The 23,682-nt window shown below is 62.2% G+C and carries 14 protein-coding genes; 5 read left to right on the top strand and 9 right to left on the bottom strand.

Annotation, left to right across the window (positions count from 1 at the left end; translation table 11 throughout):
• Both CIT25_RS06135 and CIT25_RS06130 read left to right on the top strand, forming a co-directional pair.
• Window positions 1-1,092: a branched-chain amino acid ABC transporter permease gene (locus CIT25_RS06135; protein WP_095483663.1), complete on the top strand. Its 1,092-nt coding sequence runs from the start codon at window positions 1-3 to the stop codon at window positions 1,090-1,092.
• 43 nt (window positions 1,093-1,135) lie between these two features.
• Window positions 1,136-2,329, top strand: coding sequence for an ABC transporter substrate-binding protein (locus CIT25_RS06130; protein ID WP_095483662.1), 1,194 nt, complete (start codon window positions 1,136-1,138; stop codon window positions 2,327-2,329).
• Window positions 2,330-2,484: 155 nt separating this feature from the next.
• Here CIT25_RS06130 and CIT25_RS06125 read toward each other — a convergent pair whose 3' ends face one another.
• From CIT25_RS06125 to CIT25_RS06085, 9 genes are all read right to left on the bottom strand, one after another.
• Window positions 2,485-3,153, bottom strand: a complete 669-nt coding sequence (locus CIT25_RS06125) for a nuclear transport factor 2 family protein (RefSeq protein WP_095483661.1) — start codon at window positions 3,151-3,153, stop codon at window positions 2,485-2,487.
• Window positions 3,150-4,532, bottom strand: a complete 1,383-nt coding sequence (locus CIT25_RS06120; RefSeq protein ID WP_095483660.1) for an aspartate aminotransferase family protein — start codon at window positions 4,530-4,532, stop codon at window positions 3,150-3,152. The genes CIT25_RS06125 and CIT25_RS06120 overlap by 4 nt, the downstream gene beginning before the upstream one ends.
• A gap of 95 nt (window positions 4,533-4,627) precedes the next feature.
• Window positions 4,628-5,359, bottom strand: coding sequence for a LamB/YcsF family protein (locus CIT25_RS06115; protein ID WP_095483659.1), 732 nt, complete (start codon window positions 5,357-5,359; stop codon window positions 4,628-4,630).
• A gap of 12 nt (window positions 5,360-5,371) precedes the next feature.
• Window positions 5,372-7,720, bottom strand: a complete 2,349-nt coding sequence (locus tag CIT25_RS06110; RefSeq protein ID WP_095483658.1) for a xanthine dehydrogenase family protein molybdopterin-binding subunit — start codon at window positions 7,718-7,720, stop codon at window positions 5,372-5,374.
• Window positions 7,713-8,210 (bottom strand): (2Fe-2S)-binding protein, encoded by a 498-nt coding sequence (locus tag CIT25_RS06105; RefSeq protein WP_095483657.1) that lies wholly within the window; start codon window positions 8,208-8,210, stop codon window positions 7,713-7,715. The genes CIT25_RS06110 and CIT25_RS06105 overlap by 8 nt, the downstream gene beginning before the upstream one ends.
• Window positions 8,207-9,058 carry an FAD binding domain-containing protein gene (locus CIT25_RS06100; protein WP_095483656.1) on the bottom strand — a complete coding sequence of 284 codons (852 nt, stop codon included), beginning with the start codon at window positions 9,056-9,058 and terminating at the stop codon, window positions 8,207-8,209. The genes CIT25_RS06105 and CIT25_RS06100 overlap by 4 nt, the downstream gene beginning before the upstream one ends.
• A gap of 156 nt (window positions 9,059-9,214) precedes the next feature.
• Window positions 9,215-11,182, bottom strand: coding sequence for a hydantoinase B/oxoprolinase family protein (locus CIT25_RS06095; protein WP_095483655.1), 1,968 nt, complete (start codon window positions 11,180-11,182; stop codon window positions 9,215-9,217).
• 3 nt (window positions 11,183-11,185) lie between these two features.
• Window positions 11,186-13,213 carry a hydantoinase/oxoprolinase family protein gene (locus CIT25_RS06090; RefSeq protein ID WP_095483654.1) on the bottom strand — a complete coding sequence of 676 codons (2,028 nt, stop codon included), beginning with the start codon at window positions 13,211-13,213 and terminating at the stop codon, window positions 11,186-11,188.
• Between the two features lie 103 nt (window positions 13,214-13,316).
• Window positions 13,317-14,297: an AraC-like ligand-binding domain-containing protein gene (locus CIT25_RS06085; protein WP_095483653.1), complete on the bottom strand. Its 981-nt coding sequence runs from the start codon at window positions 14,295-14,297 to the stop codon at window positions 13,317-13,319.
• Between the two features lie 499 nt (window positions 14,298-14,796).
• On the opposite strand from CIT25_RS06085, the gene CIT25_RS06080 reads away from it, so the two are divergent.
• The 3 genes from CIT25_RS06080 to CIT25_RS06070 all read left to right on the top strand — a co-directional run bounded on the left by CIT25_RS06080 (window position 14,797) and on the right by CIT25_RS06070 (window position 23,592).
• Window positions 14,797-15,498: a 4'-phosphopantetheinyl transferase family protein gene (locus tag CIT25_RS06080; protein WP_158302518.1), complete on the top strand. Its 702-nt coding sequence runs from the start codon at window positions 14,797-14,799 to the stop codon at window positions 15,496-15,498.
• 80 nt (window positions 15,499-15,578) lie between these two features.
• Window positions 15,579-21,905, top strand: a complete 6,327-nt coding sequence (locus CIT25_RS06075) for a non-ribosomal peptide synthetase (protein WP_095483651.1) — start codon at window positions 15,579-15,581, stop codon at window positions 21,903-21,905.
• Window positions 21,898-23,592, top strand: coding sequence for an AMP-binding protein (locus CIT25_RS06070; RefSeq protein WP_095483650.1), 1,695 nt, complete (start codon window positions 21,898-21,900; stop codon window positions 23,590-23,592). Before CIT25_RS06075 ends, CIT25_RS06070 begins: the two co-directional genes overlap by 8 nt.
• The last annotated feature ends 90 nt before the right edge of the window (window positions 23,593-23,682 follow it).

Genomic DNA, 23,682 nt, shown 5'->3' with positions numbered 1-23,682 from the left:
ATGGCTGTCGCCGCCTCCCTTGCCAACTCTACCGCTGCCGGTGCCGCGGCTGCCGAGCGAAAGCCCGCCCGCTTCGCGCTTGCCCGCCGCACAATCCTGACGCCGGTCCTGCTTTCTCTGCTGCTGCTGGCCATCGCGCTGATCACGGTGACGACCGGATCGCGGCCCTTCAACCAGACTGTGATCGACGTGTTCGTCCGTGTCATCCTCGTCGTGGGCCTATACATCTTTATCGGAAATTCGGGCGTTCTCAGCTTCGGCCATATCGGCTTCACCTGCCTTGGCGCCTACGCGGCCGCGTGGCTCACCATCAATCCGATGATGAAACGCGGTTCGTTGCCGGGACTGCCCGAATGGCTGCTGGCGACCCGTTTGCCGTACTGGCAATCGGCTGTGCTGGCGGCGTTGTTCGCCGCCCTCGCCGCTCTCATTTTCGGGCGGGTGCTGATGCGGCTATCGGGCATCGCAGCATCGATCGCGACCTTCGCGATGCTCGCCATGATCAACACAATTTATTCCAACTGGGAGAGCGTGACCGGAGCGACCTCATCGGTCGTCGGCATTCCGATCGTGCGCGTGATCTGGCCGTATCTCATCGGCGCCGTGGTCGCAATCTTCATCGCCTGGGCGCACGCGATCTCCCGGTCCGGCCTGGCCCTTCGTGCTGCCCGCGACGAGCCCACCGCCGCCGCGGCTTCCGGAGTCGACATTCCCAGGGAAAGACTGGTGGCGTTCGTCGTATCAGGCGCGGTGATGGGACTGGGCGGTGCGCTCATGGCTCATTCCATCGGCGTGGTCACACCCGATACATTCTATCTCGGTCTCACCTTCATCACCCTTTCCATGCTCGTCGTCGGCGGCATGGGCAGCCTGTCGGGGGGTGTGGTGGGTGTCGTCCTGCTGTCCGCCCTCATCCAGGCGCTGCGCTGGCTGGAGGCAGGCGTATCGCTCGGCGAGTCCACTTTCGCCCTCCCGAAAGGGGTTCAGGAAATAGCCCTCGGCGTCATCATGATCGTGATCCTGGCGCTTCGCCCATCCGGACTCATGGGCAACCGCGAGCTCGCCTTACCCCGCAGCAGTCGCAACAAGTGACCGGCGGCACAAGCCCGACCGGAAAACAAAAAAGGAGACGTGCATGACATACAAAATGAGAATTGTCGCAACCGCTCTGGCCTCGATGTCCATCGCATACCCGGCCCTGGCCGATGACGAGACTATCGTCATCGGCTTCGCCACTGCGGAGTCGGGCTTCATGGAAGCCTATGACAAGCCTGCCCAAGAGGCGGCCTTGATTCGCATCGACGAGATCAATGCGGCTGGCGGTCTGCTTGGAAAGCAGATCAAGGTTGTCAAGGCCGACACCAAGTCCGACCGGGCCGAAGGCGCCAAGGCGGGCCTCTCCGTGCTCGACCAGGACGCCGATCTCGTGGTCGTCTCCTGCGACTACGACTTCGGATCGCCGGCTGCGCTCGCGGCCGAGGACGCGGGCAATATCTCCTTCTTCCTGTGCGCGGAATCGGTCAAGGCCGGTATCCAGGGTGTCGGCCCGCACAGCTTCTCTGCGTCGGTGCTGGCGGCAGTGCAGGGAGCGACCATGGCCGAGTGGGCATTCAAGGAAAAGGGCGCAAAGGACTTCTACCGTCTGCTCGATACCTGGACGGCCTACAACAAGGGCATCTGCGACGGCTTCGACTGGATGATGCCGAAGCTCGAAGCCCAGGGCGCGAAGCTTGTCGGTGAAGACACCTTCAAGAACGAGGACGCCTCCATCGCCGCGCAGATCACCCGCATCAAGTCTCTGCCGAAGGAGCCGGATGCGATCATGCTTTGCACGATGATGCCGGGCGCTGTCTCGGCCATCAAGCAGCTTCGCGCCGCGGGTATCAACTCCATGATCCTGAACGGCTCGGGCGTCGACGGTAGCTATTGGCTCTCGGCCGTGTCCGATCTGACGAACTTCTACGTCCCCGTTCAGGGATCGATCTATGGCGACGATCCCAATCCGGCCGTGCTGAAGTTCAATGCCTCATACAAGGAGAAGACAGGCGCCGATCCCTCGAGCCAGTATGTCTTTCCGGGCTACGTCATGGTCGACGTCTGGGCCAAGGCGGTGGAGCGTGCAGGCACGACCGATGCCGACGCAGTCGTCGCGGAACTGGAAAAGATGAAGGATGAGCCGACGCTGTTCGGGCCTCGCACCTTCACGCCGGAACTGCATCACCAGAACCAGACGCGCTACCTGATCGTCGAGACCAAGGCCGGCAAGCCGGGCGTTGTAGGCAACTGGACGATTTCGGAGCCGGTACCGATGGAAGCCTTGCTCAAGTAATAGAAGATGGGCCGGATAAGCCCGGCCCTTTATATGCGAGAGGCCCTGTTCCTTTGGGACCGGGCCTTCCGTCGTTTGAGGATCTCGCCTTTTGGACAAAAAATGAGGGTGGCCCGCTCGGACCACCCTTATCGCCCGATGAATTCAAATTTTCGCTACCCTCGCGCTTTGCGGTAGGAATCCTTGAGCGCTATGAGTTCCCCCGAGAAAGCGAAGATATCGCAGCCGTCGACTTCGATTTGCTGCCCGGCTGCCGTGGTGCCGACGAAGCGCCATGATGAAAGCCCGGTGTCGCCCGTCACGACGTGCCGTCCCCTGGTCCACACGGCTTTCGGGAAGGCATCGAACAGCGCTGCATAGGCGACGCGCACGGCGTCACGCCCCATATGCTTGCGCCCTTCGGCATCGAGGCCGGCCGAGCCGTGGAAAGCGCAATTCTCAGCCATGCAGTCCATCAGCGCGCCCACGTCCCGGGCGTTCCAGGCCGCGAGGAACCGGTCGAGCACGGCGAGCCGCCTGGCTGTGAGGTCGCCAGCCTCCACGACCTCAACCTCCAAGAATGCGAGCGGCGCATTGCCGGCATTGATGACGTTGTGAGCCACACCTGTCCGCCGCGAATAGGGCACCCCTTGGGTGAGAGCGGCTTGCGATTGCGCGCCGTCCGGGCCTTCGAGACCGAGCTTGCCGTCCGTAAGCGGCACGATGACGTAGTCATAGCCATGGATGTGCCAGCCGGTCTCGGCCCCGGCGGCAAAGCGCCATTCGGTGACCCGGAAGCGTTCGTCGTCGATATGGACGACCGGTTCGGCTTTCATACGGGTCATTCAAGTCCCTCCTTGGCAACCGCACCGGTCAGGCGCTCAAGCGTCCGGCCCATGCGCGTCATGATTTCCTTCACATCGTCTTCTGTCGAGATCATCGGCGGACAGAGCGCGAGCTGGTCGCCGATGGCGCGGAAGATGAGGCCTTCCTCGTGGCCGATCCCTCCTGCGATAGTCCCTGCGCACCCAACCTTGGCGAAGGGGCGTTTCGTCGCCTTGTCTGCCACCAGCTCAACGGCGCCGATAAGACCGGTGCCCCGCGCTTCGCCGACAAGTGGGTGATCGGCGAATGAGCGGATGCCGAGCTGGAACGACGTCTCAAGGCGGGCCGCGTTTCCGATCAAGTCCCGCTCCTCGAAGATGGCGAGGTTTTCGAGACCCACTGCCGTGGCGACCGGATGACCCGACGCCGTGAAGCCGTGGCCGAAATTGCCGATCGTTGCGGTGTTGTCGGCGATCGCCTGGTAGATCGCCTCCGAGAACACCACCGCGGCCAGCGGCATGTAGGAGGAGGTGATCTGCTTGGAAAGCGTCATGATATCAGGCGTGAAGCTGAATTTCTGGCAGCCAAAGGGCGTGCCGAGCCGCCCGAAGCCACAGATCACCTCATCTGCTATCAGAATGATATCATTTGCCCGGCAGATTTTCTCCACGCCTTCCCAGTACCCGACCGGCGGCGGCAGAACGCCGCCGGCTGCCATAAGCGGCTCTCCTATGAAGGCTGCGATGGTATCAGCCCCTTCTTCCGCGATCACCGCCTCCAGCTCGGCGAGCAGACGCGCCGTGAAGGCGGCCTCGTCTTCGCCTTCCATGCCGAAACGATAGAAGTGCGGGCAGGTCAGGTGGCGAACGGGAATCGCCGGCAGGTCGAAGTCGCGATGGTTGATCGGCAGGCCCGTCAGGCTGCCGGAGGCGACGGTGATACCGTGATAGCCCTTGGTCCGCGCCAAGAATTTCTTCTTCTTGGGCCGGCCGAGCGCGTTGTTCATGAACCACATCATCTTGACGATGCTGTCGTTGGCTTCCGAACCCGACGACGTGAAGAAAACACGCGTCAGGTTTTCCGGCGTCATCTCCACGAGTTTCTCCGCGAGCCGGATGGACGGCTCATGCGCCTTGGAGGAGAAGGTGTGGTAGTAGGGCAGCTTCAGCATCTGCTGATAGGCAGCGTCGGCCAACCGTTTTTCCGAAAAGCCGACGGCCACCGACCAGAGCCCGGCGAGCCCTTCGATATATTCCTTGCCGCGTTCGTCATACACACGGATGCCGTCGCCGCGGCTGATGATCAGCGGCCCGGCTTTTTCGTGCTGACGCAGGTTGGTGTAAGGGTGCATGGTGGTGGCGATGTCGGCGGCGGCAAGAGAGTTGGAAAGCGCTTCCATGGAAGTCCTCAGCGGCTTGTGGAAATGGTTCGGGCTGTGAGTTCGAGATAGTCCTCGATCCCATGCGTGGAGCTTTCACGATTCGGAAAAATGAATCATGGGAGGCTTTTGGAATGGGTGTCGATGATCCGCCGCATCAGCGCGGCGACGTCGCGCGCATTCGGCGGATCGGAGTGGATGCAGACGGTGTCGAAGTCGACCGGGCGGACCGTGCCGTCTGTGGTGACGAGTTCGCGTCGGGCAAGCGCCCCCACCATGCGGTGCTCGGCAAGCGTCAGGTCGATGGCCGACTGTACGCGCGGGATGATCAGGCTGCCGCCGGGAGCGTAGGCAAGATCGGGAAAGAACTCGCCCACGAAGGCAACGCCGAGTTCAACTGCTGCCGTCTCGTGACAGGTTCCTGCCATGCCGAAGAGCGGGATGCCGAACGGCTTGACCGCCGCGGCAATCGCCCGGGCAGTGTCCATGTCGTGCGCGGCCATGCCGTAGATGATGCCATGCGGTTTGACATGGCTGAGTTGCCCGCCCTCGGCGGCCAGCATTCCTGTCAGCGCACCGATTTGGTAGAGGAAGGCGGCTGTCAGTTCCTCCGGCTGAAGTTTCATTTCGCGCCGACCGAACCCCTCGCGATCGGGAAGGGAAGGATGCGCGCCAACCTGCTTTCCATGAGAAAGCGCGAGCCGCACGGTCTTCAGCATCGTCCATGGATCGGAGGCGTGGAAGCCGCAGGCGATGTTGGCGCAATCGATATGAGGCATGATGCCGGCATCGTCGCCGAAGCGCCAGTTGCCGTAACTTTCCCCCATGTCGCAGTTCAGGGTGACCATGGTTTGCTTGCCTCAGCCCAGAGTGTTTGCTGCCCAGCCGGGGGCGATGTGCGGGAATTCCGGCGGTGGTTCGCGCTCGTGCAGCAGTCGAAGCACGCGCGGCGGCGTCAGTGGCAGTTGCTGCACCGGCTTGCCGATGGCGCGCGCCACCGCACAGCCGATCGCCGCGCCCACGGCCAGGATTGGGACCTCGCCCGCGCCCTTGGTGCCTAGAGGCCCCATCGACGGCGCGCCCTCGTAGAGGTCGGCGGCGACCGGAACCACGTCCTGCACCAGCGGCAGGCGATAGGTCTCGAAATCGTCCTGTGCGATGCGTCCGTCGGCGGTGAGCGTCACCTCCTCATGCAACGCATAGCCCAGCCCCTGCACCACGCCGCCCTGTATCTGGCCCAGGATGGCGCGTGGGTTGAGCGCGCGGCCGACATCTTGAACCACGCGATAGGCCAGCACCTCGACATGACCGGTGTCCGGATCAACCGCCACCTCGGCCTCGTGAACGACGAAGACGGGGATGTCGAGCGCATCGATGAAATGCCCCATGGCGCAGCCGGACATTGCCGGAGTGTTCCTGGCGGTAAAGGCTCCACTTCCTGTGATCGGGCCGATGGTGGCCTGCGCATGGGCGACGACGGCGGGGATCGACATGCCGGAACCGGGACGTCCGGTGATCTCGACACGACCGTCCCGCAGCACCAGGTCTTCCGGTCGGGTCTGGAGCATCTCGCCGGCGGTCCGCAGCAGCTTCTCCCGCACCTCTGCACAGGCGGCGATGCTCGCAGCACCAATGGACACGGTGGTGCGCCCACCGCCAACGCCGACATCGAGGCCGGCGGCATCTGTATCGGCTTCGCGCACGATCACCTGGTCGGGAGCGAGGCCAAGCTGCCCAGCCACCATCTGCGGCAGGGATTGCACCATCGTGCCCGATCCGATCTCCACACCCGACGTGACCAGCGTTGCGCTGCCGTCGGCGTTCAAGTTCACCGTTGCCGCCGAGGGTCCGACAAACACGAACCATGTGCCGACCGTGGTCGCAATTCCATAGAGCCTGCCGTCGGCCTTCGCTTCGGATGTGCCGGTACTGGCACGCAACGCCTCCATACGATCGAGCATCGGACCCAGCACGTCGGCCTCGAAAACCTGGCCCGTGGCACCGAGATCACCATCTCCCAGGACATTTTTCTTCCGGAACTCCATTGGGTCGAAGCCTAGCGCACCGCAGATTTCGTCGGTGTGTCGCTCCAACGCGAATGTGTTGTAGACGCCGTTGCAAGCTCGGAAAGCACCGTTGGGTGGTGTGTTGGTGTATACGGCGCGGCTGACGAGCCGCGTTGCGCCAACCCTGTAATTGCCGCCCAGCGTGTGCGCCGTCATCGTCGTCAGGAAGACCTGCTCACCGCCATACGCGCCGCAATCCATCAGCACGACCGCTTCGCGCCCGGCGATGTATCCTTCGGCGGTGACAGCGGACCGAATGCGGATTTCCGCATTCTCGCGGCAGAGGCAGGTTGCCATCTCTTCCTGCCGGGTGTTTTCCAGGACCACCGTGCGCCCGGTCATCCGCGCCAGAAGTGCCGTGATAGGCTCGATGGACGCATCGAACTTCAGGCCGAACCCGCCACCGACAGGGGGTACAGTGACCCGCACACGCCCGGGTGAAAGCTGCATGACCCTTCCGGTGACGTTGCGCACGGTCCAAGGCACCTGCGTCGAGGTCTGGATGTGAGCACGGCCGTCCTCCCAGGAGCCGATGGCAACGCGCGGTTCGAAGGGCACATGGCTCTGCCGACCGACGGTGAAGCTGCTCTCGACAATGCGTATATCGGGACGGGCGAAGGCCGCATCGACGTCACCGCGGCTGGATTTTGCCTCCCATGCGATGTTGCCGGCACGTGCACCGCCCTCCGTGATCACCTCATAGCCGCGCCAGCCCTCGTGGACGAGGCGGGCGGCGGGCTGGAGCGCTTCGGCCATGGTGAACACCGGTGCCAGCGGCTCGACCTCGAGCATGATGGCGGCAAGTGCCGCCCGCGCCTGCTCCTCCGTCTCGGCGGCGATGACGGCGATTGGCTCGCCGTGATAGCGGATCGTGTCGATCGCCAAGAGCGGATGATCGGCAATGCCGATGCCGTAGAGCCCTGGCGCATCGGCGCCAGTCGCCACCGCGCGCACGCCAGGACAGCGAAGTGCCGCCGAAACGTCGAGCTTGCGGATACGCCCCGCGGGAACGGTCGACCGCAGCAGCACGGCATGCAACATGTCGGGGCGAATCCGGTCGTTGGTGTATTTCGTCCGCCCGCGCAGCTTGTCCTGCGCATCGCGGCGGGGAAGATTCATCACCGTGGCGGACAGCTCAGACATGGATGCCTCCCACCAACTGGCCAGCCTTCCGCGCTTGGTCGAGGCATTCGGCCACGGCGTCGACGATCCGCTCGTATCCTGTGCAGCGGCAGATGTTGCCGACCATCGCCGCCTTGATTTCGGGACGGCTCGCATGCGGATTGTCACGCACGAACGCCGAAAGGCTCATGACCATTCCCGGAAAACACATGCCGCATTGCACGGCATCGGCCGCCTCGAAATTGACCTGGAGCGGGTGCAGCGCCTGGTTTCCAGAACTCATTCCCTCGATGGTCGTCACCGCGCATCCATGGACGAGTCCAACCGGCTTCAGGCAGGACGGCACCGCTTCATCGTCGACGTGCACCGTGCACGCGCCGCAAAAGCCTTCACGGCACACGGCTTTGGTCCCCGTCAGGAATCGTTCCTGCCGCAAGATGTCGACGAGCGGCGTCATCGGATCGCCATCAAAGCGGCAGTCCTCGCCATTCAGCTGGAATGTCACGGTCATGCCAGGCCCCCGGTCTTGAGAAGTGCGGCAACACCGCGCTTGACCAGCGGCGGAAGAACCTGGCGCCGGTACCAACCCTCCGCTTCCTTGCCGTCGCGGCCCTGAAAATCATTGTGCTCCAGTGCAAGCTCGGCGGCGCGTTCCGGATCGAGCGCGGAGGCCGGGCCTGCCCTCATGGCCTGTTCGAGCGCCGTCCAGCGCCGCGCTACCGGCTCCACCGAGCCGACGGCGATGCGACATCGTTTGTCCTTGTCCACCCCGAGGGCGACGATGGCGACCGGATAGTCGCCGGCTTTCCGAAGCGGCAGGCGAATATGAGCACTTGCGACGAGGTCGCGGCGCAGATGAATTCTCGTCACAATCGCTTCGGCCAGCAGCGTATGCCTGTCTTTGAGGAAATCCGAAATGCCAAGGAGTTTTGGCCCTTTGAACGTCTCCAGTTCCACCGTCGCCTCACAGACGAGAAGCACAGGGGCGAGATCGGCGGCGGCAAAGTCGAGGGCACAAAGGTTGCCGCCCACGGTGGCGACCCTTCGGATGCCGGGATTGGCCGCACCCTCCGCCGCGGCAACCAAACCTTCGAAACCCGCTGCCCCGTGCAACTCGCGACCAAGTACTGCGTGGGTAACAGCTGCGCCGATCACGACATGGTCCGAGCCGATTTCGACCTTGGACAAGGCCGGTATTCGGTGGAGTGCGACCACCGCCTCGGGAAGGTCGACCCCACGCCGTGGATCACGCATCATCCAGGTGCCGCCGGCAAGCACCGCCGCACCTTGCCGGCGTGCGGCCATTGCCTCTTCAATAGTGCTGGCTGCGGTGAACAATCGTCCCACGCTTGTTGCCATCTGTCATACCCCTCGGAAGCAGCCGACTTTCGCAGCGTTGCAACATTGTTGCTCCAGCTTTAGGCTCCTGTGAAATAGTAATTCCTTGAAAATGGTATCTAAAAAACAGATAACTCCTGCGAGCGCCCGCAAGGTTTGGGGCGCGCTCTCTAGCGCTCAGGCCCAGTGACTGACCGTCCGTTTCTCAAAGCTCTCACGGAACTGGGCGGTGGTTTTGGGAAGGAGTTCGCCAGTCTCCCAATCGAGGATCACGGCATAGTGCCGAACCGCATCGAGCGTATCGATCTCGCCGGAGCGGTATTTGCGCGCGACCTCCTCAGGATCCATGCGTGCCCAGTCCTTCCGTTTCGCCCGGATGTCGGCACGGCAGGCTTCGGTAGCCATATCGTCGATTTCGTACTGGCACAGGTCGCGGTCGATTTCGCGGATCACCACGCCGTAGTCAATCTTGGCGCGCTCCAGAGAAACATAGTCGTCGATCACGTCCTCCATCACCTTGCGGGGCTCGCGCTCCAGTGGATCGCCGAAACCGCCGCCGCCGGCCGTCGGACGAGCGAACTGGTCGCCTGTGTGGACGGAGTAATCGGAGAACACGGAGCCGAGCCAGATCTCGGTCTCTTCTCCCGCGCGCTTCATGGTCAAGCCGTGTGGCATCGACGGCAGGCCTCCTTCGACACCCCAGACGACAGCGCGCTCGCGGTCGCAAATATAGGACATGACGGCATTTTCAGCCTCAAGCAACAACGAGGTCTTCTGCACGCCGACGCCGCCCCGCCATTTGCCGGGACCGGCTGAATCCTGCTTGATCTGGAACTCGATCGTCCGAGTCGGATTCACCCGCTCGTTGCCTTCGTTCGGTTGCGACATCAGCCCGGTTCCGAAGCAGGCGGTGGTGACATCGGCACCATCCTTGCCGTTGCGCCCGCCCCAACCGCCGGGCAGCCATTCGTAGAACATGAAGATCGGCTTTTCGGGTTTGCGCGCGTCCCGTCCCCCGGCCAGCAGATATTCTAGGTTGAAGGCGCAGGCGATAGCGCGTTCGGGCATGATCTTCGACCACATCTCGAAGATCGCGTTCATGATCTTTTCGAACGGCATCAGGAACCCGGTCACCGCCACCGGCCATTCCGCGCTGACGACGCTGTTCTTCGGCGCGGTCACCTCGATCATCCGGTAAAACCCACTGTTGAGTGGAAGGTCCGGGAAGAAGGTCTTCATGCCGGCGACCACGGCCGAGAAGGTCGCGCCCGGGGCTGAATTGTACATCGAGGCAATGGTCGAATGGCTTCCCGTAAAATCGTAGTGGATCGTGTCGCCCTTGATCGTCATCTTGATGCGGATCGGGATCATGCCTTCGCCGGCACCGAGATCCCGGTCGATGTAGTCGACCGTCTCCCAGGTGCCGTCGGGCAGCTCCGCGAGACGCTTTCGCACGGCACGTTCGACGTAGTCCTGAACCTCCTCCATACCGCGCATGACCTGGCCGCGCCCATACTTCTTGACCAGCCGCAACAGCTCGCGCTCGGCAGCCTGCGTCGCCTGCGCCTGGGAATGGATGTCGCCAATGATCGATGCCGGATCGCGCGTGTTGGCCGCAATCATGTTGGCGACGTCGGAGCAGAATCGGCCGCGCTGGAAAAGGCGCAACGGCGTGATCCGCAGGCCTTCGCGGAACATGTCGCGGGCGGTGACGTCGAAGGAACCCGGCACTGAGCCTCCAAGATCCGACCAGTGTCCGTTCGACTGGGAGAAGCCGATCAGTTTGTCTTCGTCGAAGATCGGCCGGACGAGCCGAACATCGCTGAAATGCGTACCGCCGGCATAGGGATCGTTGATTGCGTAGACGTCGCCGGGTGCCATATCGCCTTCGAAGACTCGGATCACCTCCTTGCACGTGTTGTGCAGCGTGCCGACATGGACCGCGATGTCGTAGTTGCCCTGGGCGACAGAGTTGCCATCGGCGTCGTGCAGGGCGTTCGAAAAGTCTCGGTTGTAGATGACGAAGGAATAGCAGGTGCGAAGCATCTGTTCGGCCATCTGGTCGACAGTGGTGATGAAGGAGTTCTTCAGCACCTCGAACGTTACCGGATCGAGGCCAGGGCTCGTTTCAATCAGCTTTGTCATGTCTCAGCCTTTCGTCACGATGAGAATGTTCAGGAAGCCATCGACGGTCGCGCTCATTCCCGGCGGAACCACGGTGGTGGAATCGAACTGTTCGACAATGGCGGGCCCTGTGAAGGCAGCGCCGGCGCTGAGTTGCTCACGCTCATACACGGCCGCGTCATGAGATGCGCCGTCGAACCAGACGCTGCGGCGGCCGACCGGCTGTGGCTTATGCGGCAAGACTTCATGCCGCGGTATCTCGGCTTTCGGGACGATGCCGATCGCCTTGACCGCGATGCGGAAGATCGACACCGGCGCCTCTTCGCGGCGGTAGTTGAACTCGCGTTCGTGCTCGTTGTGGAATGCCTCGATCAGCGAGCAGATGCTCTCGATCCGCGCCGGCGCTGACACCGCAAGCGAGCGCCACTGTCCCTGGTACATCATCTCGACCGTACGCTGCAGCGCCATGTCTTCCCGCGCCACGCCCTCATGGGTCAGACGCTCAACGGCCTGTTCTTCCATCAGAACAAAGGCTGTCTGCATCTCGGCGGGCGAGACCGTCGAAGCATCGGCCATGAAGCTTTCGGAGAAATCGTGCTGCACGTCGACGAGAAGGCAACCGAGCGCGGAGGTGACGCCGGGATTGGGCGGCACGATCACGGTTGGAATCGAAAGCTCCTTCGCCACGGCCGCTCCGTGCAATGCGCCTGCACCGCCGAATGCGACGAGCGCAAAGTCGCGCGGGTCATAGCCTCGGCTGATGGAGAGAAGCCGGACGGCATTGCCCATATTGGCGTTGGCGACGGCGATGATCGCCTCGGCCGCTTTGTGGATTTCCATGCCGAAGGGTGCCGCCACCGTCTCCTGCACCGCCTGGGCGGCCAAGGCGGGGTCGAGCGTGATCTTGCCGCCCGCAAGGCTGGTGCCGAGACGGCCGAGCACGACATTGGCGTCGGTGTTGGTGGCAGTGCGGTTGCCATTCTTGTAGCAGGCCGGACCTGGAAAAGCGCCGGCGGACTGCGGTCCGTTGCGCAAGCTGCCGCCTTCGTCCTGCCATGCCAACGACCCGCCGCCTGCACCGATGGTCAGCACCTCGATGGAGGGAAAGCGGATCGGATATCCGAATTCGATGTACCAGTCTTTTGTGATGCGCGACTCCCCGTTCCATGCGAGCGAGACGTCGGTGCTGGTACCGCCCATGTCGAAGCCGATCGAGTTCGGGAAGCCACAGAGATTTCCGATGAAGCGGCTTGCGATCGCGCCGGCAGCGATGCCCGATCCTGCGAGCCGAGCTGAGAAATCCCTGACGCTTGCGGGTGTCATGACCCCGCCACCGCTGTGCAGCAACAGGAGATCTCGCTTGTATCCGGCCGCTGCAAGCTTTTCTCCGAGACGCGACACGTAGTCGACGACGACCGGGGCGCAGACGGCGTTCGCCATGGTGGTGGAAAAACGCTCGTGCTCGAAGATTTCCGGCATCACTTCCGAGGAGATCGAGACCGGCAGATCCGGCATGGCCTCCTTCAGGATCTCACGCATGCGGCGCTCATTGGCACCGTTGACATAGGAGTTCATGAAGCAGACGGCTATGGACTTGACCTGCCGTTTCACGAGAATTTCCGCGACGCGGCGCGCAGCCTCTTCGTCCAGCGCTTCCAGGATCGTGCCCTCGGCACTGACCCGTTCCCGGACTGTCAGCCGGTCGCGGCGCGGGATATAGGGCTTGGCGACATCCTTGTAGGTGTCCCAGAGGTCTTCCTTGTTGGCGCGACGGATCTCGACAACGTCACGGAAACCCTCGGTGCAGACCATTGCGGTGCGTGGCAGGCGGCGGGTGATCAGCGCATTGGTGGCAACCGTCGTGCCATGAGAGAACATCGTCACCTCGGAAAGATCGATGCGGCCCTGCTCCACGCCATTCATGATGGCCTGCATGGGATCATCAGGCGTGGAGGCGGTCTTCTCGATGCGGATCGCGCCGCTATCTTCGTCCATGATACAGATGTCGGTGAAGGTCCCTCCGACATCGACGGCAACTCTTATTCGGCTCATGACAGTTCCTTCGTAGGGTCTTTGCGGGCAAAGCCCGGCCCCATCGCCCCTTGCCGGGGTGACGTCGCAGTAAATGGTGGAATTGGCCCGGACTTCGTCGGGTCTAGTGCCGCTCTCTCGAGGTCGAAGCGCGACCCGCCCGGCTCGCTGCTTCGCGACGGGTATCGGTCGGTGCGCAGCCGAACCGCGTCCGGTAGTGCTTGCAGAACTGAGACTGGTCGGCGAAGCCCCAGCGGTAAGCGATCTCGGCAACGCTGCTGATGTTGGTCACCGACATCAGCTCCTCGGCGCAAAGTTCAAGCCGGGCGTCGCGGATGAAGCCGTTGATCGACTGGTTGCTGTCCTGAAAAAGAACCTGCAGGTAACGCAGGGAGATGCCGCAGGCATCGGCCACAGCCTGCGGGCCGAGGCCGGAATTCTTCAGGTTGTCGCGAATATACTGCTCGGCGCGATGCAAATGGCCGGCCCGGATCGACGAGATGCTGCTGTCCAGCACGCGATCGTCACTCACGATCGACAGGCACAGCATTTCCAGGATGTGCCTGCCCATCATCTCACGAGCGACTTCAGTGATCTCATCGACATGGCCGATCGTGGTTCGCACCGTGTCGAGAAAGAGCGCGGCGATGCCTTGGGTAGCGTCGAAACTGAGTGCACTGAGCCGTTCGGCAGATCCGATCCGTGCCCGAACGCTCGATGACGGCACCTTCAGGACCCACAGCGCGTTTGGCTTGCCGTGCCAGAATTCGTAAGGCGCATCTCCCCTCTCAAGGAGGAAGCCCCCCGGACCGCAATTGACGGTCCTCGATCCTTGCGAGAAATTCACCTCCGACATCTCCGGGATGGTGACGAGCAGGCTGGCGTCACGCTCGTTGAGGAAGTGGCGGCGATGGCGACGATAGCTTACAGCATCGCAGCGCATTTTAGACACGCTGACGAGCCCGAGAGAGAAGGTTTCCAGCGTGCCTGAAAATTCACGACGGTTCCGATACTCGGTGTCGAGCGGAAAATAGGCTTCGGTAACAGCGGCTTGCCAGGCATCACCGCCTGCGGGACCGCCGATCGTATCGACGACGTATTTCATTCCCCGACCTTTCTGTTTGGCCCGGTTGTCCCGGTGTTTTTCTGAAGATTACAGGAATTCGCCGGCGCGTATTGGTCAAAAACGAATAAACTTATGTGGTCGTTTGGCAGTTGGCTCGCTTTCGGCAGGTTCGCGTGGAGAGCAGCATCCCGGCTTGGTTCCCTGCGGCTACGCTCCCAGGAAAGTCCCGGGACCGAAGCCAGCAGGGCACGCGTGTAATCGGATTGAGGATGCGCAAGCACCCGCTCCACGGACCCGTTCTCCACGATCTTTCACCTTGCATGACGACAACGCGGCTGGCGATTACCGACGCCACGCGAAGATCGTGGGCGATGAAAAGCATCGACAGGCCGATTGCGTCATAACCGATCCACTACGATGACGCGCACCTTGGCGGGCCCCGCTAAACGGGTGCCCTGGGCAACCTGGCGTTGCCCGGTTCGTCGACGTTCTGTTACAACGCAAGACAGCAGCAGTTTGGATCGGTGAAGGAGTGGTATTGCCTGGTGAACCGAAAGTCCGCGACGACTCTTCGCCAGCCCGCCTGATAGCAGCCATTCGACAATTGGTTGCGGATGGCATCGTCATCGAGGGCGGCGATTTCAAACCAGCAGATCGAGATTGGCTGCTCGAAGAAGAACTGTCTCTGGGCAATGTCGTGCCGGCGCGACGTCGTGAGTTTCGCGCCGGACGCATTTACGCAAGGCAGGCATTGCGGGGCCTGGGCATTCCTGAAAGCGTCATCCCGATTGGACACGATCGGGCGCCGGTCTGGCCGACAGGTATTGTCGGTTCAATCTCTCATACCCGAAGCCTGTGCGCTGTCGCCGTCGGATTGTCCGCCGATTGCCTCGGCATCGGAATCGACATCGAGGAAGATTCTCCGCTTTCCGACGAACTGACAAAACTGGTGTCGCGTGCTTCGGAATTGAAAGAGCGGGACGTGATCGAAGGGCGCCTAGGCTACGACCTGCCAAAGCTTCTGTTCGTGATAAAGGAAGCCTTCTACAAAATGCATTTCCCGCTCAACCGGCGCTTTTTGACGTTTCATGATGTTCGTATCGAACTGGATGTGGAGAACGCCAAAGCCATGGTCATTCGATCAAGCCGCCTGGCGGCGGCCGACAATGGCTGCTTTGAAGGCCGCTTCGGCAACAGCGATGGAACCTTGTTCTCGTGTTTTGACGTCTCTGCGCATTGACAGCCACGCAGCCAGCCAGCACTCAGTGAACCCGGCATGGGCTCTATTCCTAATCAACCTCGATCCCGGAGCGGTATCTGATGGACACTATACGTGGCCATGTGGACCGGCATGCCGGACACAATCCGCAATCGGTGGCCGTTCTGGCCGCGGGACGCCCACCCCTCACCTATGAAGGGCTGGGGCGCCAGATCCACTATGTCGGCGAAAAGCTGGCGCTGGAAGCTGTCGGGCCAACGGGCCGCGTCGCGCTCATCCTGCCCGAAGGAGCGGAAGCAGCGGTTGCGATCGTGGCGGTGGTAGCCAATGCGGCATGCGCTCCGCTGAACCCGGCATGGCCCGCATCTGAGCTTGAAGCACAGCTCAGCGCGCTAGGTGCCCAAGTCCTGATCGTGCCGCACGGCTGGGAATCGCCGTTGCTCGCCTTGGCGGCGTCACTGAACATCCGGATCCTGCAACTCGTTTCGCAGCCCGATGCGGCGGCCGGGACCTTCTCGCTGACAGCCGCTGGTCGAGGGCATCGCGGTGACCAGCCGTTGGCTGCGCCTGACGATGCCGCACTGCTCTTGTTCACATCGGGCACGTCTGCGCGGCCCAAGCTGGTACCGCTGACACATCGAAACCTTTGCGTTTCGGCGCGCAACATTTGCGCGGCGGTGGATCTCCGGCACACCGACCGGTGCTTGGGCATGATGCCCCTGTTTCATATCCATGGCATCAGCAGCCTTTTGTCATCGCTGGTATGCGGAGGCTCTTATATCAGCGTGGAGGGCTTTTCCGCCGACCGCTTCTTTAGCTGTCTCAGCGACCTCAAGCCGACCTGGTATACGGCTTCCCCGGCCGTGCATCGCACGATCCTCGATCAGATCCGTCTCTGCCGCGAAGACCCGCGCCAGAGCGGATTGCGCTTCATTCGCTCGGCTTCGGCGCCAATGCCGCCACAGCTGATCGCGGATACCGAAAGCGCGTTCGGCGTACCGTTTGTCGAAGCCTACGGGATGACCGAGGCGGCGCCGCAGATTGCGAGCAATCGCCTTCCGCCGTTCGAACGCAAGCCAGGCTCCGTGGGCAAGGCTGCCGGTCCAGAAATTGCCATTATGAATGAAGCCGGACGTCTGTTGCCGCCCGGCGGGAGTGGCGAGGTGGTCATTCGCGGCCCAAATGTCATGCACGATTATGATGATCGCACTGACAACCAAGCCGCTTTCATCGATGGCTGGCTGCGGACAGGCGACATAGGCCACCTCGATGCCGAAGGTTATCTGTTCGTCACCGGCCGCCTGAAGGATATCATCAATCACGGCGGCGAAAAGATCTCGCCGCGGCTGGTGGAGCAGATCCTGCTCCAGCATGCCGCGATCGGACAGGCGGTTGTTTTCGGCGTTCCCCACCTGGTGCTCGGCGAGACGGTCGCCGCAGCGGTCGTGCTCAAGGCGGGGCAGAAACAATTTACGCCGGTTCAGCAGATCCGCGACTTTGTCGCCGAGCGGCTGGCACGCTCGAAGGTGCCGCAGTGGATCGTTGTGGTGGATGAGATCCCCGTCGATTCCAGCGGAAAGGTCAATCGCAAACATCTGGCCCTGACGCTCGCTCTGCAACAACAGAACGCTCAACGCGATCCGCCACAGACTGGCAAAGTGATTGCCCGAACCGCCACTGAGCGCCGGGTGGCGGCGGTTTTTGCCGAAGTTCTGGGAATCGAACCGCCCGGCATTCATGACGATTTCCTCGACCTGGGCGGTCATTCACTTATCGCCATGCAGGTTCTCGCCAGGTTGCAGGAGATATTCCAGGTTACGTTGCCGATCGATTGCATGTTTGAACGCCCGACCACTGCGCGACTTTCGGAGCGCATCGGCGAGCAGATGGCCGATCTCGTAGCGGATGGCAGAGCGCGACTGGAGCAAGGATCGACGACTTCTACGCAGGCCGCGAAACACATCCCCCGGCGGCAAGGAGGAACGCTCGCACGGCTCTCCTCCGTGCAAAAGCGCGTCTATTTTCTTGATCGGATGGGTGCCGGCGGCGCCTACAATATGTCGGCCTCGCTCTGGCTGACAGGCCCGCTCGACGAGCGTGCATTGGCGCTGTGCCTCGACGAAATTCGCCGACGTCACGACATCCTGCGCACGACCTTTCACATGCGCGAGGGCGGACCAGTGCAAGTGGTTTCCGAATTTCAGGAAACCAGGCTGGTGATGATTGATCTGTCCGGCCACAAGGCGGACGCACGAACCGCCGAGGCAAAGCACCTCGCCAGCCAGGACGCTGGCGAACCGTTCGACCTGGCGCAAGGTCCCCTGTTTCGCGCCAAGCTGATCCGGCTGACATCCGACGAGCACGTCCTGCTTCTGACGATGCACCACATCGTTTCCGACGGCTGGTCGATCGGCGTCCTCTACACCGAGTTGAGGCAACTGTACGAAGCATTTCATGACGACAGGGCGTCGCCGCTCGACGACTTGCCGCTTCAGTACGGCGACTTCGCAGCCTGGCAGCAGCACGGCGTCGAGGCCGGCGAATTCGAGCGCCAGACCGGTTACTGGATCCGTCAGCTCAAGGAGATGCCGCCGGCCTTCACGCTTCCGACGGACCGCCCTCGCCCGGCCATTCAATCCTATCGCGGCGGCACCATACAGGCCCTGATCGACCGTCAAACGACGGATCAACTTAAGGCGCTGGGTCAAAGCCATAATGCGACCGTGTTCATGACGTTTCTGGCGGCCTTCAAGACATTGCTCCACCGCTACAACGGGCAAGACGATTGCGCCGTCGGCGTGCCGATCGCAAACCGCCCGAGCAAGGAGTTGGAGCCGCTGATCGGGTTCTTCGCCAACACGCTGGTTTTGCGAACGCCGCTTGCGGGCGACCCGTCATTCCTGGAATTGCTCGGCCGCGTCCGGTCGACGGCGCTTGACGCCTACGCGCACCAGGATGTTCCTCTCGAGCGCATCGTTGAACAGTTGAATATCCCGCGCGATCCCGGCCACGCGCCGTTGTTCCAAGTCATGTTCGCGTTTCAGAACATCCCAGGGTTGCCAGGCTCGGTCTTGCCCGCTCAGTCGGCAACTGATCACGTGGCGGGACCTTGCTTCGATCTCGCGCAAGGTCTCTCAGCGGAACCTGTGCGCATCGACAAGGTGACGGCGAAGTTCGACCTTACTCTGTACCTGTCGGAAACCCCGGAAGGGATGTCCGCGACTTGGCAATTCAACGCTGATCTGTACGAGCCGGCCGCGATCGACCGGCTGGCACGGCATTTCCAGACCTTGCTCGAAAGCATAGGAAGCGATCCCGGGCAAAGACTGTCGGAACTGTCCCTGTTGCCTGAGGTCGACCGCCGCCAGGTCGAAATCGACTGGAACCACACCGAAGCCAGCGAATTGCTGGGGCAGGATTATGTCCAGCTGTTCGAAGCGCAGGTCGAGCGAACACCTGATGCCACAGCCGTGCTGGGCGGGGACCGGCAGTTCACTTATCGGGAGCTCAACGAGCGAGCCAGCCGGTTCGCGCGGTATTTTCGCCGCAGCGGCGTTGCCCGCGAGACATTGACAGCGATCTGCCTGCCGAGGTCTGCCGAGATGCTGGCGGTGCTGCTCGGGGTGTGGAAGGCCGGCGGTGCGTTTCTGCCCCTCGACCCCGAACATCCGTCCGAACGTATTGCTTTTATGCTGCGTGACGCCGGCGTGAGCTTGCTCATCACCGAGACATCGCTGCTGCCAAAATTCCCCTCCACGTTTCAGTCGATGGCCATCGACAGCTCCGACCACACCCGAACCATCTGCATCGACGCCTGCCATGCTTCCCTAGCGCTGGAGGACAGTCACAACGTTGGCACCATCCCTGCGTCCGACGCGCTTGCCTACGTGATCTACACGTCAGGCTCCACAGGCAAACCCAAAGGCGCGATGATCACGCAGGCGAATGTCGGCCACTATGCGCAGGCGATGGTCCGCGCTGTCGCAATCCGTCCGGACGACATCTACCTGCACACGGCTTCGTTCTCGTTTTCCTCCTCGATACGGCAGTTTGCCGTTCCGCTCTCCTGCGGTGCGGCCGTGGCCGTTGCTTCGGCCGAGGAACTCCGCGATCCGCATTTGCTGTTCGAGATGGTACGCCACCAGCGCGTATCAGTGCTGGACCTTGTTCCATCATTCTCGGCCGGCTGCCTGCAGGTCTTGATGTCGCTCGATCAACCCGTGCGGGCAAGCTTGCTCGACAATCAGCTACGGCTCGTGCTTTCAGCCAGCGAGCCCTTGCCCAGCGCCTTGATAGAAAAATGGCGGCACCTCTGCAGACCCGGGACAAGATTCATCAATATGTTCGGCCAGACCGAGACGACAGGGATCGTGATGATCTATCCCGTCCCGGCCGAGGGCGGCGCGGCGAAGGTCGTCCCGATCGGTCGGCCGATTGCCAATACGCAGGCCTATGTGCTGGACACGTCCCGCCGCCCGGTGCCGGTTGGCATCGGCGGTCACTTGTATGTCGGCGGCGGCGGTATTGGAGCCGGCTACATCAATCATCCGGAGCATACGGCGAAGAACTTCGTCCGAAATCCGTTCAGCCCGCATGACGGCGCGCGGCTCCATCGAACCGGCGATCTGGCCCGATACCGGCCTGACGGGACGATCGAAATTCTCGGCCGCGCCGACGAACAGGTGAAGATTCGCGGTTTCCGTATCGAACTGGGCGAGATCGAGGTTGCGATTCACACACACCCGGACGTGCGCGAATGTGTCGTCGGCGTGGTGGAGGATGCTGCCACAGACGATAATATCGGCGATCGCAAATGTCTGGTGGCCTTCGTTGCGGCCAATGAGCAGCATGATGCGCAAGTGCCTGCTCTGTCCGGGCGCCTGCGCGAATTTCTGAAGCAGCAGCTCCCGGAATACATGCTGCCGCAACGCATCGTCATGCTGCAGCGCTTGCCTCGCACGTCGAACGGAAAAGTCGACCGACGGGCACTGCTCACCAAGGAGGCGCAGACGGCTCGATCAACTGTCGTGACGCATCCCTCCAGCCGGGTCGATCTGCGCGTGGTCGCGCCAACCGACGACGAGACGATCCTGACGGGGGTCTGGAAAAAGGTGTTGCGGCTCGATGAGGTTGGGCTACACGACAACTTCTTCGACCTAGGCGGCAATTCCATCCTGAGCATCAATGTTGTTGTCGAAGCCAGCAGGGCCGGTCTGCACGTCGATCTGCGTCAGCTCTATCAGCATCAGACGATCACCGATCTGGCTCGCGCAGTCGCCCAGGCACGGCATGACATCGGGCCAACCGTCGCGGCTGCACCGGCATCGAGCGGAAATGGCGGGAAAATTCTGGTGACGATTGAAAGCCTTCGCGTCTACGGTCGCGAAGCGCTGACACGGGCTGGATTGAGCCTCAAGGGTGCGGAAATCGTCGCGGAAGTCCAACTCGAGGCGAGCCTGCGCGGACAGCCGACGCACGACATGGTCAGCATTCCGCGTTATGCCGTGCGGATTGCCTCGGGCAAGATCAACGCCGATCCTCAAATACGGATCGAGCACGAGACCGCCACCATCGCGCGGATCGATGGCGACAACGGCCCGGGCCAGTGGGTCAGCACGGTGGCGATGGACCTCGCCATTCAAAAGGCGGGCAGGCACGGCGTTGGAATTGTCGGCGTCCGCCGCTCCAACCATTTCGGCGCCGCCGGCCACTATGTCTGGCAGGCAGCGAAGAACGGTCTCATCGGGCTCTGCACGACCAACGGACCGCTGATCCTGGCACCGACGGGCGGGGTCACGCCGACATTCGGCAACAATCCGCTCGGTGTCGGCATTCCGGCAGGGCGACATTTCCCTATCCTTCTCGACGTCGCCATGAGCGTCGCGCCTCGCGGCAAGATCGGCCTGTCCGTGGCGGAAGGCAGTCCGTTGCCGCCGGGCTGGATTCTCGACCGGTCGGGGCGCCCTTCGACCGATCTCGGCGATCTCGCCGCAGGGCTTGGCGTGCCGATCGGCGGACACAAGGGATATGGCCTGGCCCTGGTGATGGAGGTGCTTGCGGGCGTGCTCAGCGGCGCGGGTTTTGGCAGCGATCACCATCAGGACAGATTGCGCGAGAGCGCCCAGGCGCCCGACTACGGCCATTTCTTCATGGCGCTGGATCCACAGCGATTCATGCCGGCGTCGGAATTCACCGAGCGCGTCGACCGCCTGATCGAGCAGACCAGGAACGGCGAACGTGCCGAAGGCGCCACCGAAATCCTGATCCCCGGCGAAATGGAATTGCGCGCCCGCGAGGAGAGCCTGAGGGAAGGTGTGCGGTTGCGCTCATCAACTTACAGGGCTCTCGTCGCCTATGGACGGAAGGCAAAGCTCGACGCCGAACTGAGTGCCGTGACCGAAAACCAGCTTGCAGAGGGCCATGGCTGAACACTTGCACGATCCCGCGCCCGATCTGAATGGTCGCATGATGGCGTTCGACCGGGCCGAGTTGGAGCAGACCATCCCGGCGCGTTTCGACACAGTGGTCCGCAGGTATGGCTCGCACGTGGCGATTGGCGGCGACCGGCATCGATGGACATACGACGACGTTAAACGACGCTCCAATCAGCTGGCCCGGGCAATCCTCGAGCACACGCAGCCCGGGCGCGGATGCGTCGCCTATCTTGTCGACCATTCGCCGGACATGGTGATCTGCGCGCTGGCGGCGCTCAAGGCGGCAAAGGCATTCCTTTGCCTCCATCCTGGTATGCCGCTTGCAGCACAGCGCGACATACTCAGCGATGCGGCGCCGGATCTGCTGCTTACCGATGCGTCTCACGCGCCTGCCGCGCATGACCTTGTCGATGACCACAGGCGGGTTCTCCTGCTTGAGGACATCGACGCGCGTTATTCGGCTGATGCGTTGCATATTCCGATGGACCCGGGTGACCCGGCCGCAATCTTCTACACCTCTGGAAGCACCGGGCGGCCGAAAGGGGTCGTGAAAAGCCATCGCACCGTGCTGCATCGGGCCTGGCTTTGTGCCCGGTATGACGGGGTGAACTCCACAGACCGGCAGTCCCTCCTGACATATTGCAGTTTCGCCTCATCGGAGGCGGACGTCTTCGGCGCGCTTCTCAACGGAGCCACGCTGGAACTCTACGATGCTGCATCGGGTGGTCTCGGTGGTCTCGGGGCGTGGATTGATAAGCGTCGCGTAACCTTACTGCACCCTCCGGTGATGTTGTTTCGCAAGTATCTGTCGATGCTCGCGGGCTCGGGCCTGCATCCATCGGTACGCTTGGTGGCGCTGGCGGGTCAAACGGTCGTTGCCTCGGACGTCGAGCAATGGCGCCATCACTTCGCGAGGTCCTGTGCCTTGCGCCATCGCTTCTCTTCCACCGAAGCCGGTCACATCGCGGTGGCTTCGGTAGCTCCGGGCGAGTTGCTCGCGCCAGGCACGGTACCGGCGCCGCGACCAGTCGCGGACAAGTCTCTCCTGGTCGTCGATGAAGATGGCCAGCCGGTCGAACAGGGAGGCGTCGGCGAACTCGTCGTCCGCAGCGCTTTCCTGGCAGACGGTTATTGGCGGCAGGCGTCCGAAACGGCAAAGCATTTCGGCACCGACCTCAATTTTCCCGATCAGCGTGTGTTTCACACCGGCGATATCGGGCGTTTATCGAGCAACGGTCTTGAATTCCTCGGACGGCGCGACGACCAGGTCAAGATTCGCGGGTATCGCGTTGAAACGCGGGAAATCGAGCAGGCTTTCCTGCTGCTTCCAATGGTGAATGAAGTCGCGGTCATCACCGAACTTCGCCAGGATGCGCACTCCCTTGCCGCCTTCGTCGTGATAAAACAGGGAGCCTTGTTTCAGACTGACGCATTAAGGGCCAGCTTGAGGTCGATCCTCCCACAGTGGAAAATTCCGGGCCGAATCCACGCGATCGAGTCGTTGCCGCTGACGCCAACCGGCAAGATAGACAGGCTGCTTCTGCAGCAATATTTGCAGGCACCTAGTGGCCCCACCAACAACGGCCAGACCGCGCAATCGTCCGACAGGAAAGTGAACGGGCCAACTGCAAAACTGATCAAGAGATGGAAAGGGCTTTTTGCCTGGGCTGGTATTCGGTGAAAGGCGAGCGACCATTCAGGATCGGCATACCTGCTGCGTCTCTCGATCAAAGGAACAGCGCCCGCTTGGTCGCTGCGATGAGTCCTTGTT

This window comes from Mesorhizobium mediterraneum (assembly GCF_002284565.1).
Classification (GTDB): Bacteria; Pseudomonadota; Alphaproteobacteria; order Rhizobiales; family Rhizobiaceae; genus Mesorhizobium; species Mesorhizobium mediterraneum.
Note: the sequence above shows the minus strand (reverse complement) of the source record. Positions and strands in the feature narration are given on the sequence as shown.

Excerpts from the sequence above, each read along its gene's own strand:
- CIT25_RS06090 (WP_095483654.1), bottom strand. The coding sequence starts at position 13,213 with ATGAGCCGAATAAGAGTTGCCGTCGATGTCGGAGGGACCTTCACCGAC.
- CIT25_RS06070 (WP_095483650.1), top strand. The coding sequence starts at position 21,898 with ATGGCTGAACACTTGCACGATCCCGCGCCCGATCTGAATGGTCGCATG.
- CIT25_RS06075 (WP_095483651.1), top strand. The coding sequence starts at position 15,579 with ATGGACACTATACGTGGCCATGTGGACCGGCATGCCGGACACAATCCG.
- CIT25_RS06095 (WP_095483655.1), bottom strand. The coding sequence starts at position 11,182 with ATGACAAAGCTGATTGAAACGAGCCCTGGCCTCGATCCGGTAACGTTC.
- CIT25_RS06115 (WP_095483659.1), bottom strand. The coding sequence starts at position 5,359 with ATGGTCACCCTGAACTGCGACATGGGGGAAAGTTACGGCAACTGGCGC.
- CIT25_RS06100 (WP_095483656.1), bottom strand. The coding sequence starts at position 9,058 with ATGGCAACAAGCGTGGGACGATTGTTCACCGCAGCCAGCACTATTGAA.
- CIT25_RS06130 (WP_095483662.1), top strand. The coding sequence starts at position 1,136 with ATGACATACAAAATGAGAATTGTCGCAACCGCTCTGGCCTCGATGTCC.
- CIT25_RS06135 (WP_095483663.1), top strand. The coding sequence starts at position 1 with ATGGCTGTCGCCGCCTCCCTTGCCAACTCTACCGCTGCCGGTGCCGCG.
- CIT25_RS06120 (WP_095483660.1), bottom strand. The coding sequence starts at position 4,532 with ATGGAAGCGCTTTCCAACTCTCTTGCCGCCGCCGACATCGCCACCACC.
- CIT25_RS06085 (WP_095483653.1), bottom strand. The coding sequence starts at position 14,297 with ATGAAATACGTCGTCGATACGATCGGCGGTCCCGCAGGCGGTGATGCC.
- CIT25_RS06125 (WP_095483661.1), bottom strand. The coding sequence starts at position 3,153 with ATGACCCGTATGAAAGCCGAACCGGTCGTCCATATCGACGACGAACGC.
- CIT25_RS06110 (WP_095483658.1), bottom strand. The coding sequence starts at position 7,720 with ATGTCTGAGCTGTCCGCCACGGTGATGAATCTTCCCCGCCGCGATGCG.
- CIT25_RS06105 (WP_095483657.1), bottom strand. The coding sequence starts at position 8,210 with ATGACCGTGACATTCCAGCTGAATGGCGAGGACTGCCGCTTTGATGGC.